Source organism: Mesorhizobium sp. M0077 (assembly GCF_040322955.1).
Classification (GTDB): Bacteria; Pseudomonadota; Alphaproteobacteria; order Rhizobiales; family Rhizobiaceae; genus Mesorhizobium.
The window spans coordinates 38467-57413 of record NZ_JAMYUL010000006.1; the positions used below are offsets into that span (position 1 = coordinate 38467).

General features: G+C 64.0%; 13 protein-coding genes. 6 read left to right on the forward strand and 7 right to left on the reverse strand.

The features are described 5' to 3' along the window. Window position 1: 1 nt before the first annotated feature. The 3 genes from NKJ57_RS14240 to NKJ57_RS14250 form a co-directional block, all read right to left on the reverse strand. Entirely contained in the window at window positions 2–334 is a 333-nt protein-coding gene (locus tag NKJ57_RS14240; RefSeq protein ID WP_352511620.1) for an Mpo1-like protein, read from the reverse strand. Window positions 335–469: 135 nt separating this feature from the next. Continuing rightward, a complete protein-coding gene (gene mfd, locus NKJ57_RS14245) occupies window positions 470–3967 on the reverse strand; it encodes a transcription-repair coupling factor (RefSeq protein WP_352511621.1) in 3498 nt (1165 codons plus the stop codon). Between the two features lie 10 nt (window positions 3968–3977). Beyond that, window positions 3978–4265, reverse strand: coding sequence for a succinate dehydrogenase assembly factor 2 (locus tag NKJ57_RS14250; protein WP_352511769.1), 288 nt, complete (start codon window positions 4263–4265; stop codon window positions 3978–3980). Window positions 4266–4573: 308 nt separating this feature from the next. Between NKJ57_RS14250 and recG the strand changes: the two genes are divergently transcribed. Beyond that, window positions 4574–6682, forward strand: coding sequence for an ATP-dependent DNA helicase RecG (gene recG, locus NKJ57_RS14255; protein WP_352511622.1), 2109 nt, complete (start codon window positions 4574–4576; stop codon window positions 6680–6682). Here the strand turns inward: recG and NKJ57_RS14260 are convergent. From NKJ57_RS14260 to NKJ57_RS14275, 4 genes are all read right to left on the reverse strand, one after another. Continuing rightward, a complete protein-coding gene (locus tag NKJ57_RS14260) occupies window positions 6634–7404 on the reverse strand; it encodes a DUF502 domain-containing protein (RefSeq protein WP_031214500.1) in 771 nt (256 codons plus the stop codon). The genes recG and NKJ57_RS14260 overlap by 49 nt on opposite strands. 92 nt (window positions 7405–7496) lie before the next feature. Further along, on the reverse strand, window positions 7497–9320 hold the full coding sequence (gene glmS, locus NKJ57_RS14265; RefSeq protein ID WP_352511624.1) for a glutamine--fructose-6-phosphate transaminase (isomerizing): 1824 nt from the start codon (window positions 9318–9320) through the stop codon (window positions 7497–7499). Between the two features lie 194 nt (window positions 9321–9514). Beyond that, window positions 9515–10888 carry a bifunctional UDP-N-acetylglucosamine diphosphorylase/glucosamine-1-phosphate N-acetyltransferase GlmU gene (glmU, locus tag NKJ57_RS14270; RefSeq protein ID WP_352511625.1) on the reverse strand — a complete coding sequence of 458 codons (1374 nt, stop codon included), beginning with the start codon at window positions 10886–10888 and terminating at the stop codon, window positions 9515–9517. 121 nt (window positions 10889–11009) lie between these two features. Continuing rightward, on the reverse strand, window positions 11010–11759 hold the full coding sequence (locus NKJ57_RS14275; RefSeq protein ID WP_352511626.1) for a cytochrome c biogenesis CcdA family protein: 750 nt from the start codon (window positions 11757–11759) through the stop codon (window positions 11010–11012). A gap of 217 nt (window positions 11760–11976) precedes the next feature. Here NKJ57_RS14275 and NKJ57_RS14280 point away from each other — a divergent pair, with 217 nt between their 5' ends. From NKJ57_RS14280 to NKJ57_RS14300, 5 genes are all read left to right on the forward strand, one after another. Continuing rightward, window positions 11977–12354: a COG4315 family predicted lipoprotein gene (locus NKJ57_RS14280; RefSeq protein ID WP_023751518.1), complete on the forward strand. Its 378-nt coding sequence runs from the start codon at window positions 11977–11979 to the stop codon at window positions 12352–12354. Between the two features lie 316 nt (window positions 12355–12670). Continuing rightward, window positions 12671–15334 (forward strand): type I DNA topoisomerase, encoded by a 2664-nt coding sequence (gene topA, locus NKJ57_RS14285; RefSeq protein ID WP_352511627.1) that lies wholly within the window; start codon window positions 12671–12673, stop codon window positions 15332–15334. A gap of 4 nt (window positions 15335–15338) precedes the next feature. Beyond that, window positions 15339–17645, forward strand: a complete 2307-nt coding sequence (rnr, locus tag NKJ57_RS14290) for a ribonuclease R (RefSeq protein ID WP_352511628.1) — start codon at window positions 15339–15341, stop codon at window positions 17643–17645. Then, window positions 17645–18097 (forward strand): DUF983 domain-containing protein, encoded by a 453-nt coding sequence (locus NKJ57_RS14295; protein ID WP_352511629.1) that lies wholly within the window; start codon window positions 17645–17647, stop codon window positions 18095–18097. The genes rnr and NKJ57_RS14295 overlap by 1 nt, the downstream gene beginning before the upstream one ends. Window positions 18098–18184: 87 nt before the next feature. Then, window positions 18185–18925, forward strand: coding sequence for an NUDIX hydrolase (locus NKJ57_RS14300; RefSeq protein WP_023815376.1), 741 nt, complete (start codon window positions 18185–18187; stop codon window positions 18923–18925). Window positions 18926–18947: the final 22 nt, after the last annotated feature.

The following is an 18947-nucleotide window of genomic DNA, read 5'->3' on the forward strand; positions in this document are numbered from 1 at the left end:
ACTATCGGGCGACCTCGTTCAATCGCCTGAGCTGGCGACCGAGCCCACCTGTCAGCTCAAGTGCAAGCATGCGCAGCAAGGCGATGGCGCTCCATAACGGCCGATCCGCAAACGGCTTGTTGCTGTTATGCTCGAGGAAAGGGTGAGTGAGAAAAGCCGCGACATAGAAGAACGGAATGATGACCAGGAAAGCCCACCAGACGACCATGAAAGATGCCGCAATCCCGGCGAGCGGCGCGAAAAACAGGCCGATATAGTGGATAAACCGGGTCGAAGGTTTTGAATGGCCGGCAAGATAACCGAGCCAGTATTCATCGAAGGTCTGCGGGTTCATGGATTTCCCCGTTCAGCGATGAGTTGCAGGATCCATCTGATCCCTTGGGTCAAACTGATCCCTTGGGCCAAAATACTTCAATGGCTCCAATCGTCGCAGATCCAGAAGCGATCTTTGCTAAGCGAAGTCCCACAACTAGGCGGCCTTCTCCACCAGCCGCGCCAACTGCGTCATGACGACAGCCGAGCCCGCCAGGCGCTTTTCCGCCGTCGGCCAGTCGCGGATGAAGACCACGCTGTGGTCGGCCCTGATCTTGGCCAGCGAGCCCTGTTCGCCGATGTATTTGACCAGCCCGACCGGGTTGGAAAACTCGCGCTTGCGGAAATGGATGACGACGCCCTTGGGGCCGGCATCGAGCTTTTCGACATTGGCCCTGCGGCAGAGCGCCTTGATGAAGACGATCTTGAGAAGATGTTTCACTTCCTCCGGCAGCGGACCGAAACGATCGATCAGCTCGGCGCCAAAGGCGTCGATTTCCTCCGTGTTTTCGAGATCGCCAAGGCGGCGGTAAAGCGCCAGCCTGAGCTGCAGGTCCGGCACGTAGCTTTCCGGGATCATGACCGCCGTACCGACGGCGATCTGCGGCGACCAGCCGCCATCCTGCACCTCGCCGGAATCCTTCACCTCGGCCACCGCCTCCTCCAGCATCTGCTGGTAGAGCTCGAATCCGACCTCCTTGATATGACCGGATTGCTCTTCGCCCAGAAGGTTGCCGGCGCCACGGATGTCGAGGTCGTGGCTGGCGAGCTGGAAGCCCGCGCCAAGCGTGTCCAGCGACTGCAGCACCTTCAGCCGGCGCTCGGCCGTGTCGGTGAGCTTGCGGTTGGCCGGCAGCGTGAACAACGCATATGCCCGCACCTTGGAACGGCCGACGCGGCCGCGCAGCTGGTAGAGCTGCGACAGGCCGAACATATCGGCGCGATGGATGATCAGCGTGTTGGCGGTCGGAATGTCGAGCCCGGATTCGACGATGGTGGTCGACAACAGCACGTCGTACTGGCCGTCATAGAAGGCGTTCATGATGTCGTCGAGTTCGCCCGGCGGCATCTGGCCATGGGCCACCGCCACCTTCAGCTCGGGGACGGATTCGCGCAGGAAATCATGGATTTCGGCGAGATCGCTGATGCGCGGAACGACATAGAAGGAATGGCCGCCGCGATAGCGTTCGCGCAGCAGCGTCTCGCGGATGACCAGCGGGTCGAAAGGCGAGATGAAGGTGCGCACCGCCATGCGGTCGACCGGCGGCGTGGCGATCAGCGACAGTTCGCGCACGCCGGTCAAGGCAAGCTGCAGCGTGCGCGGGATCGGCGTCGCCGACAGCGTCAGCACGTGGACGTCGGTCTTGATGTCCTTCAGCCGTTCCTTGTGCTTGACGCCAAAATGCTGCTCCTCGTCGATGATCAGCAGGCCGAGATTCTTGAACGAGATCGCCGACCCGAGCAGCGCATGGGTGCCGATGACGATGTCGACCTGCCCCTCGGCGATGGCTTTCTTGGTTTCCGCCAGTTCCTTGGCGCCGACCAGCCGCGAGGCCTGGCCGACGCGGATCGGCAGGCCGGAGAAGCGCTGCGAAAAGGTCTTGAAATGCTGGCGCGACAACAGCGTCGTCGGCACCACGACCGCGACCTGGAACCCTTCCATCGCCGCGATGAAGGCGGCGCGCAACGCCACTTCGGTCTTGCCGAAGCCGACATCGCCGCAGATCAGCCGGTCCATCGGCTTGCCGGCGCCGAGATCGTCCACGACGGCATCGATCGCGCCCTGCTGGTCGTCGGTCTCCTCATAGGGAAAGCGCGCCGAGAATTCGCCGTAAAGCCCTTCCGCCGGCACCATGGGCGGCGCGGTACGCATCTGGCGCTCGGCGGCAATGCGGATCAGCTGTCCGGCCATGTCGAGCAGGCGCTTCTTCAGCCGCGCCTTGCGCGACTGCCAGGCGCCGCCGCCGAGCTTGTCCAGCGTCGCCTCGGCTGTGTCAGAGCCGTAGCGCGACAGAAGCTCGATGTTTTCCACCGGCAGGAACAGCCGGTCGTCGCCGGCATAGTGGATTTCCAGGCAGTCATGCGGCGCGCCGACCGCCTCGATGGTGCGCAGGCCGATGAAGCGGCCAATGCCGTGATCGGCGTGGACGACGATGTCGCCGGCCGACAGCGACGAGGCCTCGGCAATGAAATCCGAAGCGCGCTTCTTGCGCTTCGAGCGGCGGATCAGCCGGTCGCCCAGAATGTCCTGCTCGGCGACGACAACCAGCTGTTCGGTCTCGAAGCCGGATTCCAGTGGCAGCACCGCAAGGGCGGCCTGCCCCGGCTCGAGCTTTTCGGCTTCGGCCAACGTCGCCACCGGCACGAGATTGCCGAGATGATGCTCGGCCAGGATCTGGCCGAGCCGATCGAGCGATCCTTCGGTCCAACCGGCGACGATGACCCGCCGGCGCGCCGCGCGCTCGTCGGCGATGTGTTTTACGACGACATCGAAGACGTTGATGTTTGGGTCAGCCCGTTCCTCGGCAAAGCTGCGGCCATGGCGCGAACCGCCATGGAAGACCTTCCTGGCCCCGACATCGGGCGCATCGAAAGCAGTGAAGTCGATGGCTTCGCGCGGTCCGAGCGACGCCACGAGGTTTTCCGGCGAGAGATAGAGCAGGTCCGGCGCCACCGGCTTGTACGGCACGGCGTCCTTCAACGCGGCGTCGGCCTGTTTGCGGCGCGCTTCGTAATGGTCGAGGATCAGCGTGTGGCGTTCGGCCAGCGCCTCATGCGCCAGGTGGTCGAAGATCACCGGCGCATCAGCCAGATAATCGAATACCGTCTCCAGCCGCTCGTAGAACAACGGCAACCAATGCTCCATGCCAGCGAAGCGCCGGCCCTCGCTCACCGCCGCATAAAGCCCGTCGTCACGCTGCGGTGCGCCAAAGGCTTCGATATAGGACCGGCGGAAGCGGCTGATGGTTTCGGGGGTCAGCGCCACTTCACTCATCGCCTGCAGCGCCATCGACTTGCGCTGGCCGGTGGTGCGCTGCGTGGCAGCGTCGAAGACGCGGATCGATTCCAGCGTGTCGCCGAAGAAATCGAGCCGCAGTGCTTCCGTCCAGCCGGGTGCGTAGAGGTCGAGGATTCCGCCGCGCACGGCGAATTCGCCGATACCGCGCACCGTCGGCACCCGCTCGAAGCCGGAAATCTCAAGCCGGGACACCAGCGCGTTCATGTCGATCTGGTTGCCGGGCTTTGCATGGAAAGTCTGCGCTTCGACCAGATCGGCCGGCGGAATGCGCTGCAGCAGCGCATTGGCAGTGGTCAGGATGACCGCGCGATGCGGCTTTTTCGCCAGCGCGATCATCGCCGTCAGCGCATCGAGCCGCTTGGCGGCGGCATCGGAGCCGGGAGAAACGCGGTCATAGGGCAGGCAATCCCAGGCCGGCAACTCCAGCACCGGCAGGCCGGGGGCGGCAAAGGTCAGCGCCTCGATGATCGACGGCAGGCGCTGGCCGTCGCGCGCCACGAACAGCACCGGTTTGTCAGGCGCAATCTCATGGATCGCCTGCACCAGCGCAAAGGCTTCGTAGCCATCGGCAACGCCGTCGACGATGAACTGGCCGGCGCGGCCTTTCGGCAGGCCGATTTTGGGAATGAGGCTCATGGTTGCACGTTTAAAATGTCATGGTCCGGCGCGATGCCAGGATCTTTTGCAGGACGGCACAGTCGATATTCCCGGGAACCGGCCGTTCGCCGGTGACCATGGGCAGGAATTCGGTGTCGGGAATGTCGAGGAGCTTTTCATATTGGTCGATTTCATCGCCGGTCAAGGCGCCGATTTCGTTGTCGGCAAAGGTACCGAGGATAAGGTCCATCTCGCGCATCCCGCGATGCCAGGAGCGGAACAACAGCTTGCGACTCCTGATATCCAGCCCCTCGCTTGATCGTTTCGTCCCGGTCATCGTGCCGCATCCTTGCTTGGTGCGGCGCATATAGCGTGGATAGAGGGCGGTGTCAGCCTTGCAACAGGCCGGTGGGCGGCTAAACATCCCGGGTGTGAAGAACACTCCTGACAACGCTGGTGCCGGACACCGCCCGCACTTCACCCTCCCCCTTGTGGGGAGGGTCGGCGAGCACGCTTGGCAAAGCGAAGCGGGTGAGACGGGGTGCTGCGCTGGTGTGCCGCCTTCTTGTGAAGTTAGACGCGCACCTACCCCCATCCCGCTCCGCTTCGCGGATCGACCCTCCCCACAGGGGGGAGAGTAAAGCCATGCGCCCCTCCCTCCTCGACCCCCTCTTCGTCCCGATCACTTCGCTTGCCGGCGTCGGCCCCAAGGTTGGCGCTCTGATCGAGAAGGTGGTGGCGGCCGATCTCGGCGAACGGCCGGCGCGCGCGGGCGACCTGTTGTTCGTGCTGCCGCACACCGTCATCGACCGCCGCAATCGTCCCGGCATCGCGCTTGCGCCGGCCGGCGCCATCGTCACGCTCGACGTGCGCATCGACCGCCACCAGCCGCCGCCGCGCGGCAACCGGTCGGTGCCTTACCGAGTCTATGCCCATGACGACACCGGCGAGATCGGCCTGATCTTCTTCCACGCCCATGCCGCCTATCTCGAAAAGGCGATGCCGGTGGGCGAGCATGTCGTCGTCTCCGGCCGCATGGAGTGGTTCAACGGCCGCCCGACCATGGTCCATCCCGACCATGTCGCCCTGGTGAGCGAGGCGGAAACACTGCCGCTGGTCGAACCGGTCTATCCGCTGACCGCCGGCCTGTCGGGCAAGGTGCTGCGCCGCGCCATCGGCCAGGCGCTCGGCCGGCTGCCGGAATTGCCGGAATGGCAGGACGGCGCCTTCATGCGCAAGCAGACTTTCCCCGCCTTCGCCGACGCGCTCGCCCGCATCCACTATCCCGCGGACCCGATCGATGTCGCCATCGAGGGGGTGGCATGGCGCCGCCTTGCCTATGACGAGCTTCTCGCCGGCCAGGTCTCGCTGGCATTGGTGCGGGCAAAAGTGCGCCGCCTGTCGGGCCGGCCGCTCATCGGCGACGGTCGCATCGTCGAGAAACTGCGCGCAGCCCTGCCCTATTCATTGACCGGCAGCCAGGAATTCGCGCTTGCCGAAATCAATGCCGATCTGGCCGACCCCGAGCGCATGCTGCGCCTGCTGCAAGGCGATGTCGGGTCCGGCAAGACGGTGGTGGCGCTGCTGGCCATGGGGCGCGCGGTGGAGGCCGGCGGCCAGGCGGCCTTGATGGCGCCGACCGAAATCCTGGCGCGCCAGCATCTGGCGACAATCACGCCGCTGGCCGAACAGGCCGGCCTGCGCGTCGCTATCCTGACCGGCCGCGAAAAGGGCCGCGAACGCACTGAAACGCTATCAGGTCTCGCCAGCGGCGAGATCGACATCGTCGTCGGCACCCATGCGCTGTTCCAGGAAACGGTAACCTATCACGACCTCGTCTTTGCCGTGGTCGACGAGCAACACCGCTTCGGCGTCCACCAGCGGCTTGCCATCACCGCCAAGGGCGACGCCCCCGACATGCTGGTGATGACGGCGACGCCGATCCCGCGCACTCTGGTGCTGACCGCCTTCGGCGACATGGACGTCTCCAAGCTGACGGAAAAACCGATCGGCCGCCAGCCGATCCGCACCGTCACGCTGCCGCTGGAACGGCTGGACGAGCTGGTCGGGCGCATGCTTGATGCCGTTGCCGACGGCCAGAAGATCTACTGGATCTGCCCGCTGGTCGAGGAATCCGAAGAGATCAAGCTGATGTCGGCCGAGGACCGTTTTGCCTCGCTGCAGCCCTTGTTCGGCGATCGCATCGGCCTCGTCCATGGCCGCATGAAGGGCGCCGAAAAGGACGAGGCGATGCGCGCCTTCAAGGCCGGCGAAACCCGCATCCTGATCGCCACCACCGTTATCGAGGTCGGCGTCGACGTGCCGGACGCCACGATCATGGTCATCGAGCATGCCGAGCGTTTTGGCCTGGCGCAACTGCACCAGTTGCGCGGCCGCGTCGGGCGCGGCGACAAGCCTTCTTCCTGCGTGCTGCTTTACAAGGACCCGCTCGGCGAGACGGCAAAGCGCCGGCTGTCGGTGATGCGCGAGACCGAGGACGGTTTCCTGATCGCCGAAGAGGATCTGAAGCTGCGCGGCGAAGGCGAATTGCTCGGCACCCGCCAGTCCGGCACGCCGGGCTTCCAGGTGGCGCGCATCGAGGTGCACGCCGACTTGCTCGAAGCAGCCCGCGACGATGCAAGGCTGATCCTGTCGCGCGACCCGGAACTACAGTCTGAGCGCGGCGAGGCGCTGCGCCTGCTGCTCTATTTGTTCGGCCGGGACCAGGCCGTACGGCTCTTGCGCGCCGGCTGAGCGCCCTCGGCGATCAGCCCGCCAAGCGGCGGGTTGGCGAGATCTCCGTCGATCGGCTGGCCGTTCATCGTCACCATCTTCGGCTTGACTTCGGGCGCCACCAGCCCGGCCGAGACGATCAGCCTGGCGCCGTCCTCAATCGTCATGTCGAGCAGCACGATGTCGGATTTCGGCACGTACATCAGGAAACCGGTGGTAGGGTTCGGCGTGCACGGCATGAACACGGCGATCATCGGGTCGCCTGCATGGTCGAGCTTCTGGTTGATCTCGGTTTCCTTTTCACTGGCGACGAACACCAGCGACCAGACGCCTTTTCGCGGATATTCGACCAGCCCGACCTGGCGGAACATATCACCCTTGTTCGAAAGCACCGTCTGGAATATCTGCTTCAGCGAACCGTAGATGCCGCGCACCAGCGGCATACGGCCAAGCAGCCGTTCGCCGAAATTGACGATGGCGCGACCGACGATGTTGGCGGTCATGAAGCCGATCAGCGTGATCAGCACGAGCGCCACGATCAGGCCGAAGCCGGGCACCGGAAACGGCAAATAGGTGTCGGGGCTGTAGCGCGCCGGAATGTACGGCTTCACCCAGGAATCGACCCAGCCGACGAACGACCAGGCGATATAGGCGGTGATCGCCAGCGGCGCGCAGACGATAAAGCCTGTGAGGAAATAGTTCCTCAGCCGGGTCATGCCGGAAGTTCTGGGAGCATCGGACATGGTTCACCGGGGATGCGGGTTGCAGCGCCACACTAGTGAAGCGGACGGCGCTTTGGAACTGCGAAGTTTTTTAGACCCCCGATGAGCGCCGACTACTCCACCGTCACCGATTTCGCCAGGTTGCGCGGCTGGTCGACGTCCGTCCCCATGAACACGGCGGCGTAGTAGGCCAGCATCTGGATCGGCAGCGCATAGATGATCGGCGAGATGATTTCCGGCACGTCAGGCAGGATGATCGTCTCCATCGTCTTCAAGCTCACCTGAGCCGCGCCCTTGGCGTCGGTGATCAGGATGATCTTGCCGCCGCGCGCCGCCACCTCCTGCATGTTCGACACAGTCTTTTCGAAGATGCGGTCATGCGGCGCGATGACGATGACCGGCATGTTTTCGTCGATCAGTGCGATCGGGCCATGCTTCAGTTCGCCCGCGGCATAACCCTCGGCATGGATGTAGGAGATTTCCTTGAGTTTCAGCGCGCCTTCCATGGCGAGCGGGAAATTGGTGTCGCGGCCGAGATAGAGCACGTCCTTGTAGCGCGAGATTTCGCGCGCGATGCGCTCGATCTGCTCCTCGAGCTTGAGCACCTGGTTGGCGTAGCGAGGCGCCTCCGAAAGAGCGCGCACCAGCGTCTTTTCCTCGTCCTTCGAGATCGTGCCGCGGGCCACACCCGCACGCACCGCCAGCGAGGCCAGCACCGAAAGCTGGCAGGTGAAAGCCTTGGTCGAGGCGACGCCGATCTCCGGCCCGGCCAACGTCGGCAGCACGACGTCGGATTCGCGCGCCATGGTCGATTCGCGCACATTGACGATGGCGCCGATCTTCATGCCCGCCTTGCGGCAATAGCGCAGCGAGGCCAGCGTGTCGGCGGTTTCGCCAGACTGCGAGATGAAGAAGGCAGCATCATCAGCCGATAACGGCATTTCGCGATAGCGGAATTCCGAGGCGACATCGATGTCGACCGGAAGCCGCGCATAGCGCTCGAACCAGTATTTGCTGATCAACCCCGCGAGATAGGCGGTGCCGCAGGCCGAGATCGCCAGCCGTCCGATCTTAGCGAAGTCGAACGGCAGTTCCAGCGGCTTCGACACGCCAGAGACGAAATCGACATAGTGCGCCAGCGTATGCGAGATCACTTCGGGCTGTTCATGGATTTCCTTTTCCATGAAATGGCGGCGGTTGCCCTTGTCGACCATGAAGCTGGTCGACAGTGATTGCTGGCGCTTGCGGGCAACCTCTTTGCCGTCGATGTCGAAGATGGTGACGCCATCGCGGCGCACCACCGCCCAGTCGCCGTCTTCAAGGTAGGTGATGGAATTGGTGAAGGGCGCCAGCGCGATGGCGTCGGAGCCCAGAAACATCTCGCCATCGCCATGGCCGACGGCCAGCGGCGGGCCATTGCGGGCGCCGACGATGAGATCCTCGTCGCCGGTGAACATGATGGCCAGAGCAAAGGCGCCTTCCAGCCGCTTCAGCGCCTGGTGCGCCGCCTCGATCGGCTTCAGCCCTTTGGCAAGCTGCCGCGCCACCAGATGCGCTACGACCTCGGTATCGGTCTGCGACGAGAAGGAATAGCCGTCGCGGATCAGCTCATCGCGCAACTCGGCGAAATTCTCGATGATGCCGTTGTGAACGATGGCGACGCCGTTGGAAAAATGCGGATGGGCGTTGGTCTCGTTGGGCACGCCATGGGTCGCCCATCGCGTGTGGCCGATGCCGATGGTGCCGTCGAGCGGTTCTTCCTTCAGCCGGCGTTCGAGGTTGATGAGCTTGCCTTCGGCGCGGCGGCGGCCGAGCGCACCTTTCTCGACGGTGGCGACTCCGGCGGAGTCATAGCCACGATATTCAAGCCGCTTCAAAGCATCGACAATGAGCGGCGCGACTTGGCTCTGGCCGACAATTCCGACGATACCGCACATGCGCCTGCCCCCGATTCACCTGGAAAACCAGTCCCGATGGAAAACCAGCGCTATCTAGGGATTGCCGGCCCGCCGCGAAAGTCACTTTGCATTTCGTCTGGTGTAACGGAACGCTTCTCAACCCGATGCACCATGACACACCGCTCTTGCAATCCGGTTACCGCAATTCCTCGGTTGTTCAATTGCTTCGGCGGTTAATGGTCGGTGCCGGCCTTTTTCTTCGCCGCAGCGGCCGAGGCAAAGCGCTCGCGCAATTCCTTGCCTTTCCCGGGAATGGTCTTCTGGCGGGCGCGGCCGAAGGCCAGCGCATCGTCCGGCACGGTTTCGGTGATGACGCTGCCCGAGGCGATGTAGCCACCCTTGCCGATGGAAACCGGCGCCACCAGCGACGAGTTCGAGCCGATGAAGGCGCCCTCGCCGATGTCGGTGAAAAACTTCGAGTAGCCGTCATAGTTGCAGGTAATGGTGCCGGCGCCGATATTGGCCCCCGCGCCCACACGGGCATCGCCGATATAGGTCAGATGATTGACCTTGGCGCCCTCCTCGATGACCGCCTGCTTGACCTCGCAGAAATTGCCGACCTTGGCCTTTTGCCTCAGATCGGCGCCAGGCCTGAGCCGCGCGAACGGACCGACGTCGCAATTGGAGGCGATGGTGGCGCCCTCTATGTGGCTGAAAGCGTGTATCTTGGCGCCGGTTGCAATTTTCACGCCCGGGCCGAACCAGACATTGGGCTCGACGATCGTGTCGGCGCCGATTTCGGTGTCGTGCGAGAAATACACGGTCTCCGGCGCGATCAGCGTTACGCCCGACAGCATCGCCTCGTGCCGGCGACGCGTCTGCCAGATGTCTTCCGCCTGCGCCAGTTCGGCTCGGTTGTTGATGCCTAGCGCACTCTCGAAGCTGGTTTCGGTGGCAACGACATCGACGCCCTGCGCGCTGGCGATCTCGACGATGTCGGTGAGATAGAACTCGCCCTTGGCGTTCTTGTTGCCGACCTTGTCGAGCAGTTCGAGCGCATGAGCGCCGGCCACCGCCATCATGCCGGCATTACAGAAGCCGATCTTCTTTTCCTCGGCGGAGCAGTCCTTCTCCTCACGGATGGCGGTGAGCTTGCCGCCCTTTTCGATCAGCCGGCCATAGCCGGTCGGGCAGGGCGGGCGGAAGCCGATCACCACAACAGCCGCGCCATCGGCAAGCTTTTGCCGCGCGGTCACCAGGGCTTCAGCGTCGATCAGCGGCGTGTCGCCGAACATCACGAGAATATCGTCATAACCCTTTGATATCGCATCGCGCGCAGCCCGCACGGCATGCGCAGTGCCGAGCCGCTTCTCCTGCACGAAGGTCTCGGCCTTGGGCGCGAATTTCGCCGCCGCCTTGCGCATATCATCGGCGCCATGGCCGATCACCAGCGCCTGGCTGCGGGCGCCGGCGGCCTCGGCCGCTTTCACCACATGGGCGACCATCGGCAGTCCGGCGATCTGGTGCAGCACCTTCGGCATCGCGCTCTTCATGCGCGTGCCTTCACCGGCGGCGAGAATGACGGACAGGCAGGATCTCTGGCTCATGGATGGCAACCGTATGAAAGGGATCAGGAATCGCAGAGTGGTAGCATCTGGCGTCATGCTGCACCAATGCGGTTAAATTCCGGTGAGGTGATGAGGCAGTTCACTCTCGATCAGCGGATCGCTACCCCAGCCGGCCCAGCACCGGAAAATTCTCGAGCAGCCAGTAGGACACCGTCTGCACGCCGCCGGTGAGAAAGAACACCCCGGCGACGACCAGCAGCGCGCCGATCGCCTTTTCGACGCGACCGAGATGGACGCGGAACCTGCCGAGGAAGCGCATGAAGGCGCCGGAGAACAGGGCAGCGATCAGGAACGGAATGCCGAGGCCAAGCGAATAGGCGGCAAGCAGAAGAGCGCCCTCGCCCACCGTCTCGCGGCCACCGGCCAAGGTCAGGATCGGCCCCAGCACCGGGCCGATGCACGGCGTCCAGCCGAAGGCGAAGGCCAGCCCCATGACATAGGCGGCGACCATGCTGGCGGGCTTGCCCTGCGACTGGAAGCGCGCCTCGCGCGACAAAAGCGGGATGCGCAGGATGCCGAGGAAATTCAGCCCCATCAGGATGATCAGCACCCCGGCAGCCATCGCCAGCGGCTCCTGCCAGACGCGCAGCCAGTGGCCGATGGTCGAGGCGCCGGCGCCAAGCGCCACGAACACGGTGGAGAAACCGAGTACGAAGGCGAGCGAGGAATAGATGAGCGCGCCGCGGGCGCCGGCCTTGGCCGTGACGCCGGCATCGTCACCGCGAAAATCGTCGACCGACACGCCGGCCATGTAGCAGAGATAGGGAGGCACCAGCGGCAGCACGCAAGGCGACAGGAACGAGATCGCCCCCGCTCCGACCGCGCTGACATAGCCGACGTCCAATGGCATTCCAGAACTCCAGATTCCCTGGCGCCGATATAGCGGTGCAAACCCGTGTTCGCCAATCACCATCGTGTGGCATTTGGCTACAGATACGGTCCGGCGGACGAATTGTTGGCGGCCAATCCCAAGTTGACCAAGCCGGGGAAGAAATGTCCCTCGCCGAGCGTTCACAGAGCGAAGCCGCGATTTCTGCGCGCTTCGTCGGATCACCAGGGAGATTTCCATGAAAAGCATCACCGTCGGCCTGGCCGCCCTTCTGCTCAGCACCGCCGCATCCTTCGCCGCCGAAGCGTGGAAGGAAGCCGAAGTCGGTGGCACCAAGATCTACACCGATGCCAATGGCATGACGCTCTATACCTATGACAAGGACGAGAAGGGCAAGACCAACTGCTACGACAAATGCGCCACCAACTGGCCGCCGCTGAAGGCCGAGGACGGCGCCAAGGCGGACGACGAATGGACCATCGTCGACCGCACCGACGGCACCAAGATGTGGGCCTATGACGGCAAGCCGGTCTACACCTTCATCAAGGACAAGAAGGCCGGTGACATCACCGGCGACGGCGTCGGCGAAGTCTGGCACATCGTCAAGGCCGACTGATCGTCCGAACCTCTATCCCGCGCGCCATCGGCGGGACTCGGCTGGCCGCCGGCTCCAAGCGACCCGGCGGCCAGTTCGGCATTTACGGGCAGCACGAACCGGTCGCGGCGCCTTTCCCGGTGGCTCGAAACACGAACCGTCCCAGACAAAAATTTTGTGATCTTCTCCATACACTCTAAGAGTGTATTGCGGCACACGCCTCCGCATTTTGGCCGCTTGCCCTTGACCGATCGCAAAAGCGCGGCCATGTGAGCGACCAATTGAATGCGTCACGCAGCGGAATTCTTCTGCCGCCCCACAGCTGATATGAGACCTCATGGACGTCGTCGTCGTCGAATCGCCGGCCAAGGCAAAGACAATCAACAAGTATCTCGGCAAGAACTTCAAGGTTCTGGCCTCGTTCGGCCATGTCCGCGATCTGCCGGCCAAGGATGGTTCGGTGCGTCCCGACGAGGATTTCGCCATGTCCTGGGCGGTCGACACCGCGTCCGGAAAGCGTCTCACCGACATCGCCAACGCGGTCAAGGATGCCGATGGCCTGATCCTCGCCACCGATCCGGATCGCGAGGGCGAAGCCATTTCCTGGCACGTGCTGGAGGTGCTCAAGCAGAAGCGCGTGTTGAAGGACAAGCCGGTCAGCCGCGTCGTCTTCAATGCCATCACCAAGTCGTCGGTGCTGGAAGCGATGGCCAATCCGCGCCAGATCGATGCGCCATTGGTCGATGCCTATCTGGCTCGCCGCGCACTCGATTATCTCGTCGGCTTCACGCTGTCGCCGGTGCTGTGGCGCAAATTGCCGGGCGCCCGTTCGGCCGGCCGCGTCCAGTCGGTGGCGCTGCGCCTGGTCTGCGACCGCGAATCCGAAATCGAACGTTTCGTCCGCGAGGAATACTGGCAGATCGCTGCCCTCCTCGGCACGCCACGTAACGACAGCTTCGAGGCGCGGCTGACCGCGTTCGAGCGCAAGAAGCTGCAGAAGCTCGACATCGCCAGCAAGGCGCAGGCCGACGATATCAAGGGCATGCTCGAAGGCGCGACCTTCAAGGCTCTGTCGGTGGAAGCCAAGCCGACGCGGCGCAATCCTGGCCCGCCCTTCACCACTTCGACGCTGCAGCAGGCGGCATCGTCGGGCCTCGGCTTTTCGGCGACGCGCACCATGCAAGTGGCGCAGCGCCTCTATGAAGGCATGGAGATCGGCGGCGAGACCACCGGCCTGATCACCTATATGCGAACCGACGGCGTGCAGATGGCGCCGGAGGCGATCGACGCCGCCCGCGACACCATCGCCAAGGAATTCGGCCCAAGATACCTCCCGGAAAAGCCGCGCCAGTACACAGCCAAGGCCAAGAATGCCCAGGAAGCGCACGAGGCGGTCCGCCCGACCGATTTCATGCGCACGCCGGCTTCGGTCAGGCAGTATCTCGATTCCGACCAGCTGCGGCTTTACGAATTGATCTGGAAGCGCGCCATCGCCAGCCAGATGCAGTCGGCCGAGATCGAGCGTACCACGGTCGAAATCGAGGCGGTCAATGGCGCTCGCACCGCGGAGCTTCGCGCCGTCGGTTCGGTCGTTCGCTTCGACGGCTTCATCGCCGCCTACACCGACCAGAAGGACGAGGACGCCGAAGACGAGGAAAACCGTCGCCTGCCCGAGATCCGTGCCGGCGAGCAGCTGGCCCGTCAGGCGATCAATGCCACCCAGCACACCACCGAGCCGCCGCCGCGCTATTCCGAGGCGTCGCTGATCAAGAAGCTGGAAGAGCTCGGCATCGGCCGTCCGTCGACCTACACCGCGATCCTGAAGACGTTGGAAGACCGTGACTACGTCACCATCGACAAGCGCCGGCTGGTGCCGCAGGCCAAGGGCCGGCTGCTGTCGGCTTTCCTCGAAAGCTTCTTCGAGCGCTATGTCGAATATGACTTCACGGCCTCACTCGAGGAAAAGCTTGACGAGATTTCCGACGGCAAGCTCGCCTGGAAGGACGTGCTGCGCGACTTCTGGAAAGATTTTTCCGGCGCCGTCGCCGACATCAAGGAACTGCGCGTCACCGACGTGCTCGATGCGCTGAACGAGGAACTGGCGCCGCTGGTGTTCCCCGCGCGGGAGGATGGCTCGAATCCCCGCATCTGCCCGAAATGCGGCTCCGGCAATCTGTCGCTGAAACTCGGCAAGTTCGGCGCCTTCGTCGGCTGCTCCAACTATCCGGAATGTTCCTTTACCCGCCAACTCGGCGACGCAGCCAACCCGAATGGCGAGAATGGCGGCGGCGAGGACGGCACCAAGGTGCTCGGCAAGGACCCCTACACGGCAGAGGAAATCACGCTGCGCTCAGGCCGCTTCGGTCCTTATATCCAGCGCGGCGACGGCAAGGAAGCCAAGCGCTCCAGCCTGCCCAAGGGCTGGACGCCTGATTCCATCGACCATGAGAAGGCCTTGGCGCTGCTGTCGCTGCCGCGCGATATCGGCAAGCATCCTGAATCCGGCAAGATGATCTCCGCCGGGCTTGGCCGCTATGGTCCATTCGTTTTGCATGATGGCACCTATGCCAATGTCGACAGCATAGAGGATGTGTTCTCGATCGGCCTCAACCGCGCTGTCACCGTGATCGCCGAGAAGCAGCTGAAGGGCAAGGGCGGCCGCAATGGCGGCACCGCGGCGGCGCTGAAGGAACTCGGCGACCATCCCGATGGCGGCGGCAAGATCGTCGTGCGCGATGGCAAATACGGGCCCTATGTCAACTACGGCAAGGTCAACGCGACACTGCCCAAGGGCAAGGATCCGCAGTCGGTGACCGTCGAGGACGCGGTGGCGCTGATTGCCGAGAAGGAAGCCAAGGGCGGCGGCAAGAAGCCGTTCCGCAAGGCGGCAGCCGCCAAGGCCCCCACAGCCAAGAAAACCACTGCCAAAACAACCACTGGCAAGAAAACCACAGCCAAGAAATCGGCGACCAAGAAGCCGGCGGCGAAGAAAAAGGGATAGCAGCGTGGCGCGCAGGATCACCGGTAGAAGCCACGGCGATCCGCGCACCGCCGACACGAGGGCCAAGGTCAAGGACGACTACAGGCCTTCGCGTGACGAAATCCTGCGCTACATCGCCGAGAACCCCGACCGCGCGGGAAAACGCGACATCGCCAAGGCGTTTGCCTTGCGCGGCGACGACCGCATCTGGCTGAAGGACATTCTGCGCGACCTGCAGGACGAAGGCATCCTGACCAAGGAGCGCAAGCGGCTGGCCCGTGTCGGCGCCTTGTCGCATGTCGCCGTACTCGACATTTTTGGCCGCGACGGCGACGGCATCCTGCTGGCGCATCCTGCCGAGCCCGTAGGCACCGGCGAACCGCCCGTCGTCTCGATCCGCGTCTCGCGCGGCGGCAATGGCCCGCAGCCGGGCATCGGCGACCGTGTGCTGGCCAAGACCTTCCCGACCGACGATGCGACCGGGCCTGCCTATACCGGCCGCGTGATGAAAATTTTCGAGAAGCGCACCGATGCCGTGCTCGGCGTGTTTCGCATCCTTCAGGACGGCACCTTCCGCATCGAGCCGGTCGAACGTCGCCAGCCCGAACTGATCGTCGACAAGGAATTCCAGAACGGCGCCAGGAACGGCGACCTTGTCGAGGTCGAGCCCGCGCGGGCCTCCCGGTATGGTTTGCCGCGCGCAAAAGTGCTGGCGGTGCTGGGCTCACTGACCAGCGAAAAGGCGGTCTCGATGATCGCCATCCACGCGCACGACATTCCGCATATCTTCCCGGCCGACGTCATCGCCGAATCCGAGGCGGTAAAACCGGCGACGCTTGCTCACCGCGAGGACTGGCGCGACCTGCCGCTGGTGACCATCGACCCGGCCGACGCCAAGGACCATGACGACGCCGTCTTCGCCACGCCCGACCTCGACGAGAAGAACCCCGGCGGCGTGATCGCCACGGTGGCGATCGCCGATGTTGCAGCCTATGTCCGCTATGGCACCGCACTCGATCGCGAGGCGCTGAAACGCGGCAATTCTGTCTATTTCCCCGACCGCGTCGTGCCGATGCTGCCAGAGCGCATCTCCAACGACCTGTGCTCGCTGCGCGAAGGCCAGGACCGTCCCGCGCTTGCCGTGCGCATGATTTTTGCCGCCGATGGCCGCAAGCTGCGTCACACCTTCCACCGCGTCATGATGAAATCGGCGGCAAAGCTCGCCTATCCACAGGCCCAGGCCGCGATAGACGGCCTTCCTGACGACAAGACCGGCCCGATCCTCGATACGGTGCTGAAGCCGCTGTGGGACGCCTACGCCATCCTCAAGCGCGGCCGCGATGGCCGCCAGCCGCTCGAGCTTGATCTGCCGGAGCGCAAGATCCTGCTCAAGCCGGACGGCACCGTCGACCGCGTCATCGTCCCGGAGCGGCTCGACGCCCACAAGCTGATCGAAGAATTCATGATCCAGGCCAATGTCGCCGCCGCCGAAACGCTGGAAGCGAAGAAGCAGGCGCTGGTCTACCGCGTCCACGATGCGCCGTCGCTGGCCAAGCAGGAATCGCTGCGCGAGTTCCTGCAGACGCTCGGCCTGTCGCTGGCGCGTGGCGCGCAGATGCGGCCCGCCCAGTTCAACGGCATTCTCGAGCGCGTGCGTGGCGCCGACAATGAGGGGCTAGTCAACGAAGTGGTGCTGCGCTCGCAGAGTCAGGCCGAATATTCGCCCAAGAACATCGGCCATTTCGGCCTCAACCTGAAGCGCTACGCGCATTTCACCTCCCCGATCCGTCGCTATGCCGATCTGATCGTGCATCGCGGGCTGATTGCCGCACTTGAGCTCGGCCCCGGCGGGCTGACGCAGGACGAAGAGACGCGGCTGGAAGACGTCGCGGTGCTGATCTCGGGCACCGAGCGCCGCGCCATGGCGGCCGAGCGCGACACCGTCGACCGGCTGATCGCCGCCTACCTCGCCGAGCGCATCGACGACCGCTTCGACGCCCGCATTTCGGGCGTCACCAAATCGGGACTATTTGTCCAATTGCCGCAGTTTGGCGCAGATGGCTTCATCCCGGTGTCAAGTCTGGATGGCGATTACTATATATATGACGAAACCGCGCGATCGCTGTTCGGAGAACGCACCGGCAAGGGCTATCAGCTTGCCGACCGCGTCGAGGTTCGCCTGATCGAGGTGGCGCCTATGGCCGGCGCGATGCGTTTCGAGATGCTGACCGACCCGAAGCCCCTGCCCGGCTCCAAACGGTCGTTTCACAAGGCAAAAGGCCGCGCCCGCGCGTCGCAATCGCGCCCGGGGTCGCGCGGCAGGAGACGATAATGGCAAGCGAAATGGGAATCCAGAAGCAGGTTTTCGGGGGCGAACATCATTCGGGCCGAGTCGCCCGCCCGCTGTGGACGGCGATGAAGCGCGGCGCCCTTGGCCGCTGCCCGCATTGCGGCGAAGGCAGGTTGTTCGCCGGCTTCACCAAAAGCGTCGACAAATGCGCCGCGTGCGGTGAGGAGTTCCACCACCACCGCGCCGACGACCTGCCCGCTTATCTCGTCATCGTCATCGTCGGCCACATCGTTCTCGGCGCCTTCATGGGCGTCGAGGCGACGTCGACGCTCTCCATGTGGCAGCACATCGCCATTTGGGTGCCGTTGACCATCGTGCTGTCGGTCGCTCTGCTGCAACCGATCAAGGGCGCCGTCATCGGACTGCAATGGGCGCTCTATATGCACGGCTTCGGCGGCGAAAAAGACGGCACCGAGCCGCATCCCGGAACCTAGTTTGCGTCAGGGCAATGTCGCCTGGCGCAACATGCCGACCGTGAAAGGCCACTTTCGTTTGCCAGAAGTTTCCGCTAGGTCCTGCGCATGGAAGGTATGACCAAGGCGGAAGTCAGCAGGATGGACCGTGGCGCAGCCGCCCACAGCGGCCTGCCCATACGCCCGCGCGATGCCGCCACCCTGATCCTGCTCGACCGCGAGGGCGACGAGATTCTGGTGCTGATGGGCCGGCGCCATGCAGGCCACGCCTTCATGCCCGGCAAGTTCGTCTTTCCCGGCGGCCGCACCGATTCGGCCGACAGCCGCATTGCCGTTGCCACCCCATTGCTTCCGGAGGAAGAAGCCAGGCTGACCGCCGGCGTCGGCCGCATCAGCCCGTCGCGGGCCTGTGCCATCGCGCTCTCGGCCATCCGCGAGACTTATGAGGAAGCCGGCCTGCTCATCGGCCGCAAAGGCTCGTTCGCAACCGACAAACGCGACTGGCAGGGCTTTGTCGAGCACGGCGTCCAGCCTTCGCTGGCGCCGCTGCGCTTCATTGCCCGCGCCATCACCCCGCCCAATCGCGTGCGTCGTTTCGACACCCGCTTCTTCAGCGCCTGGCGCAGCGATGTCGCCGTGGAACTGCCGGGTGGCGGCCCGACCAATGAGCTGGAAGAACTGGTCTGGCTGCCGCTCGCCAAGGCCAGAGAGGCCGATATCCCCGACATCACCCGAACGATCTTGCAGGAGCTGGAGACGCGGCTTGCCGGCGATCCGCGCCTGCGACCCGGTGGGTCCGTGCCGTTCTACCGGCTTGTCCGCAACCGCTTCGTTCGCGAAATTCTTTAGAGCAATTCCAGGAAAAGTGTGA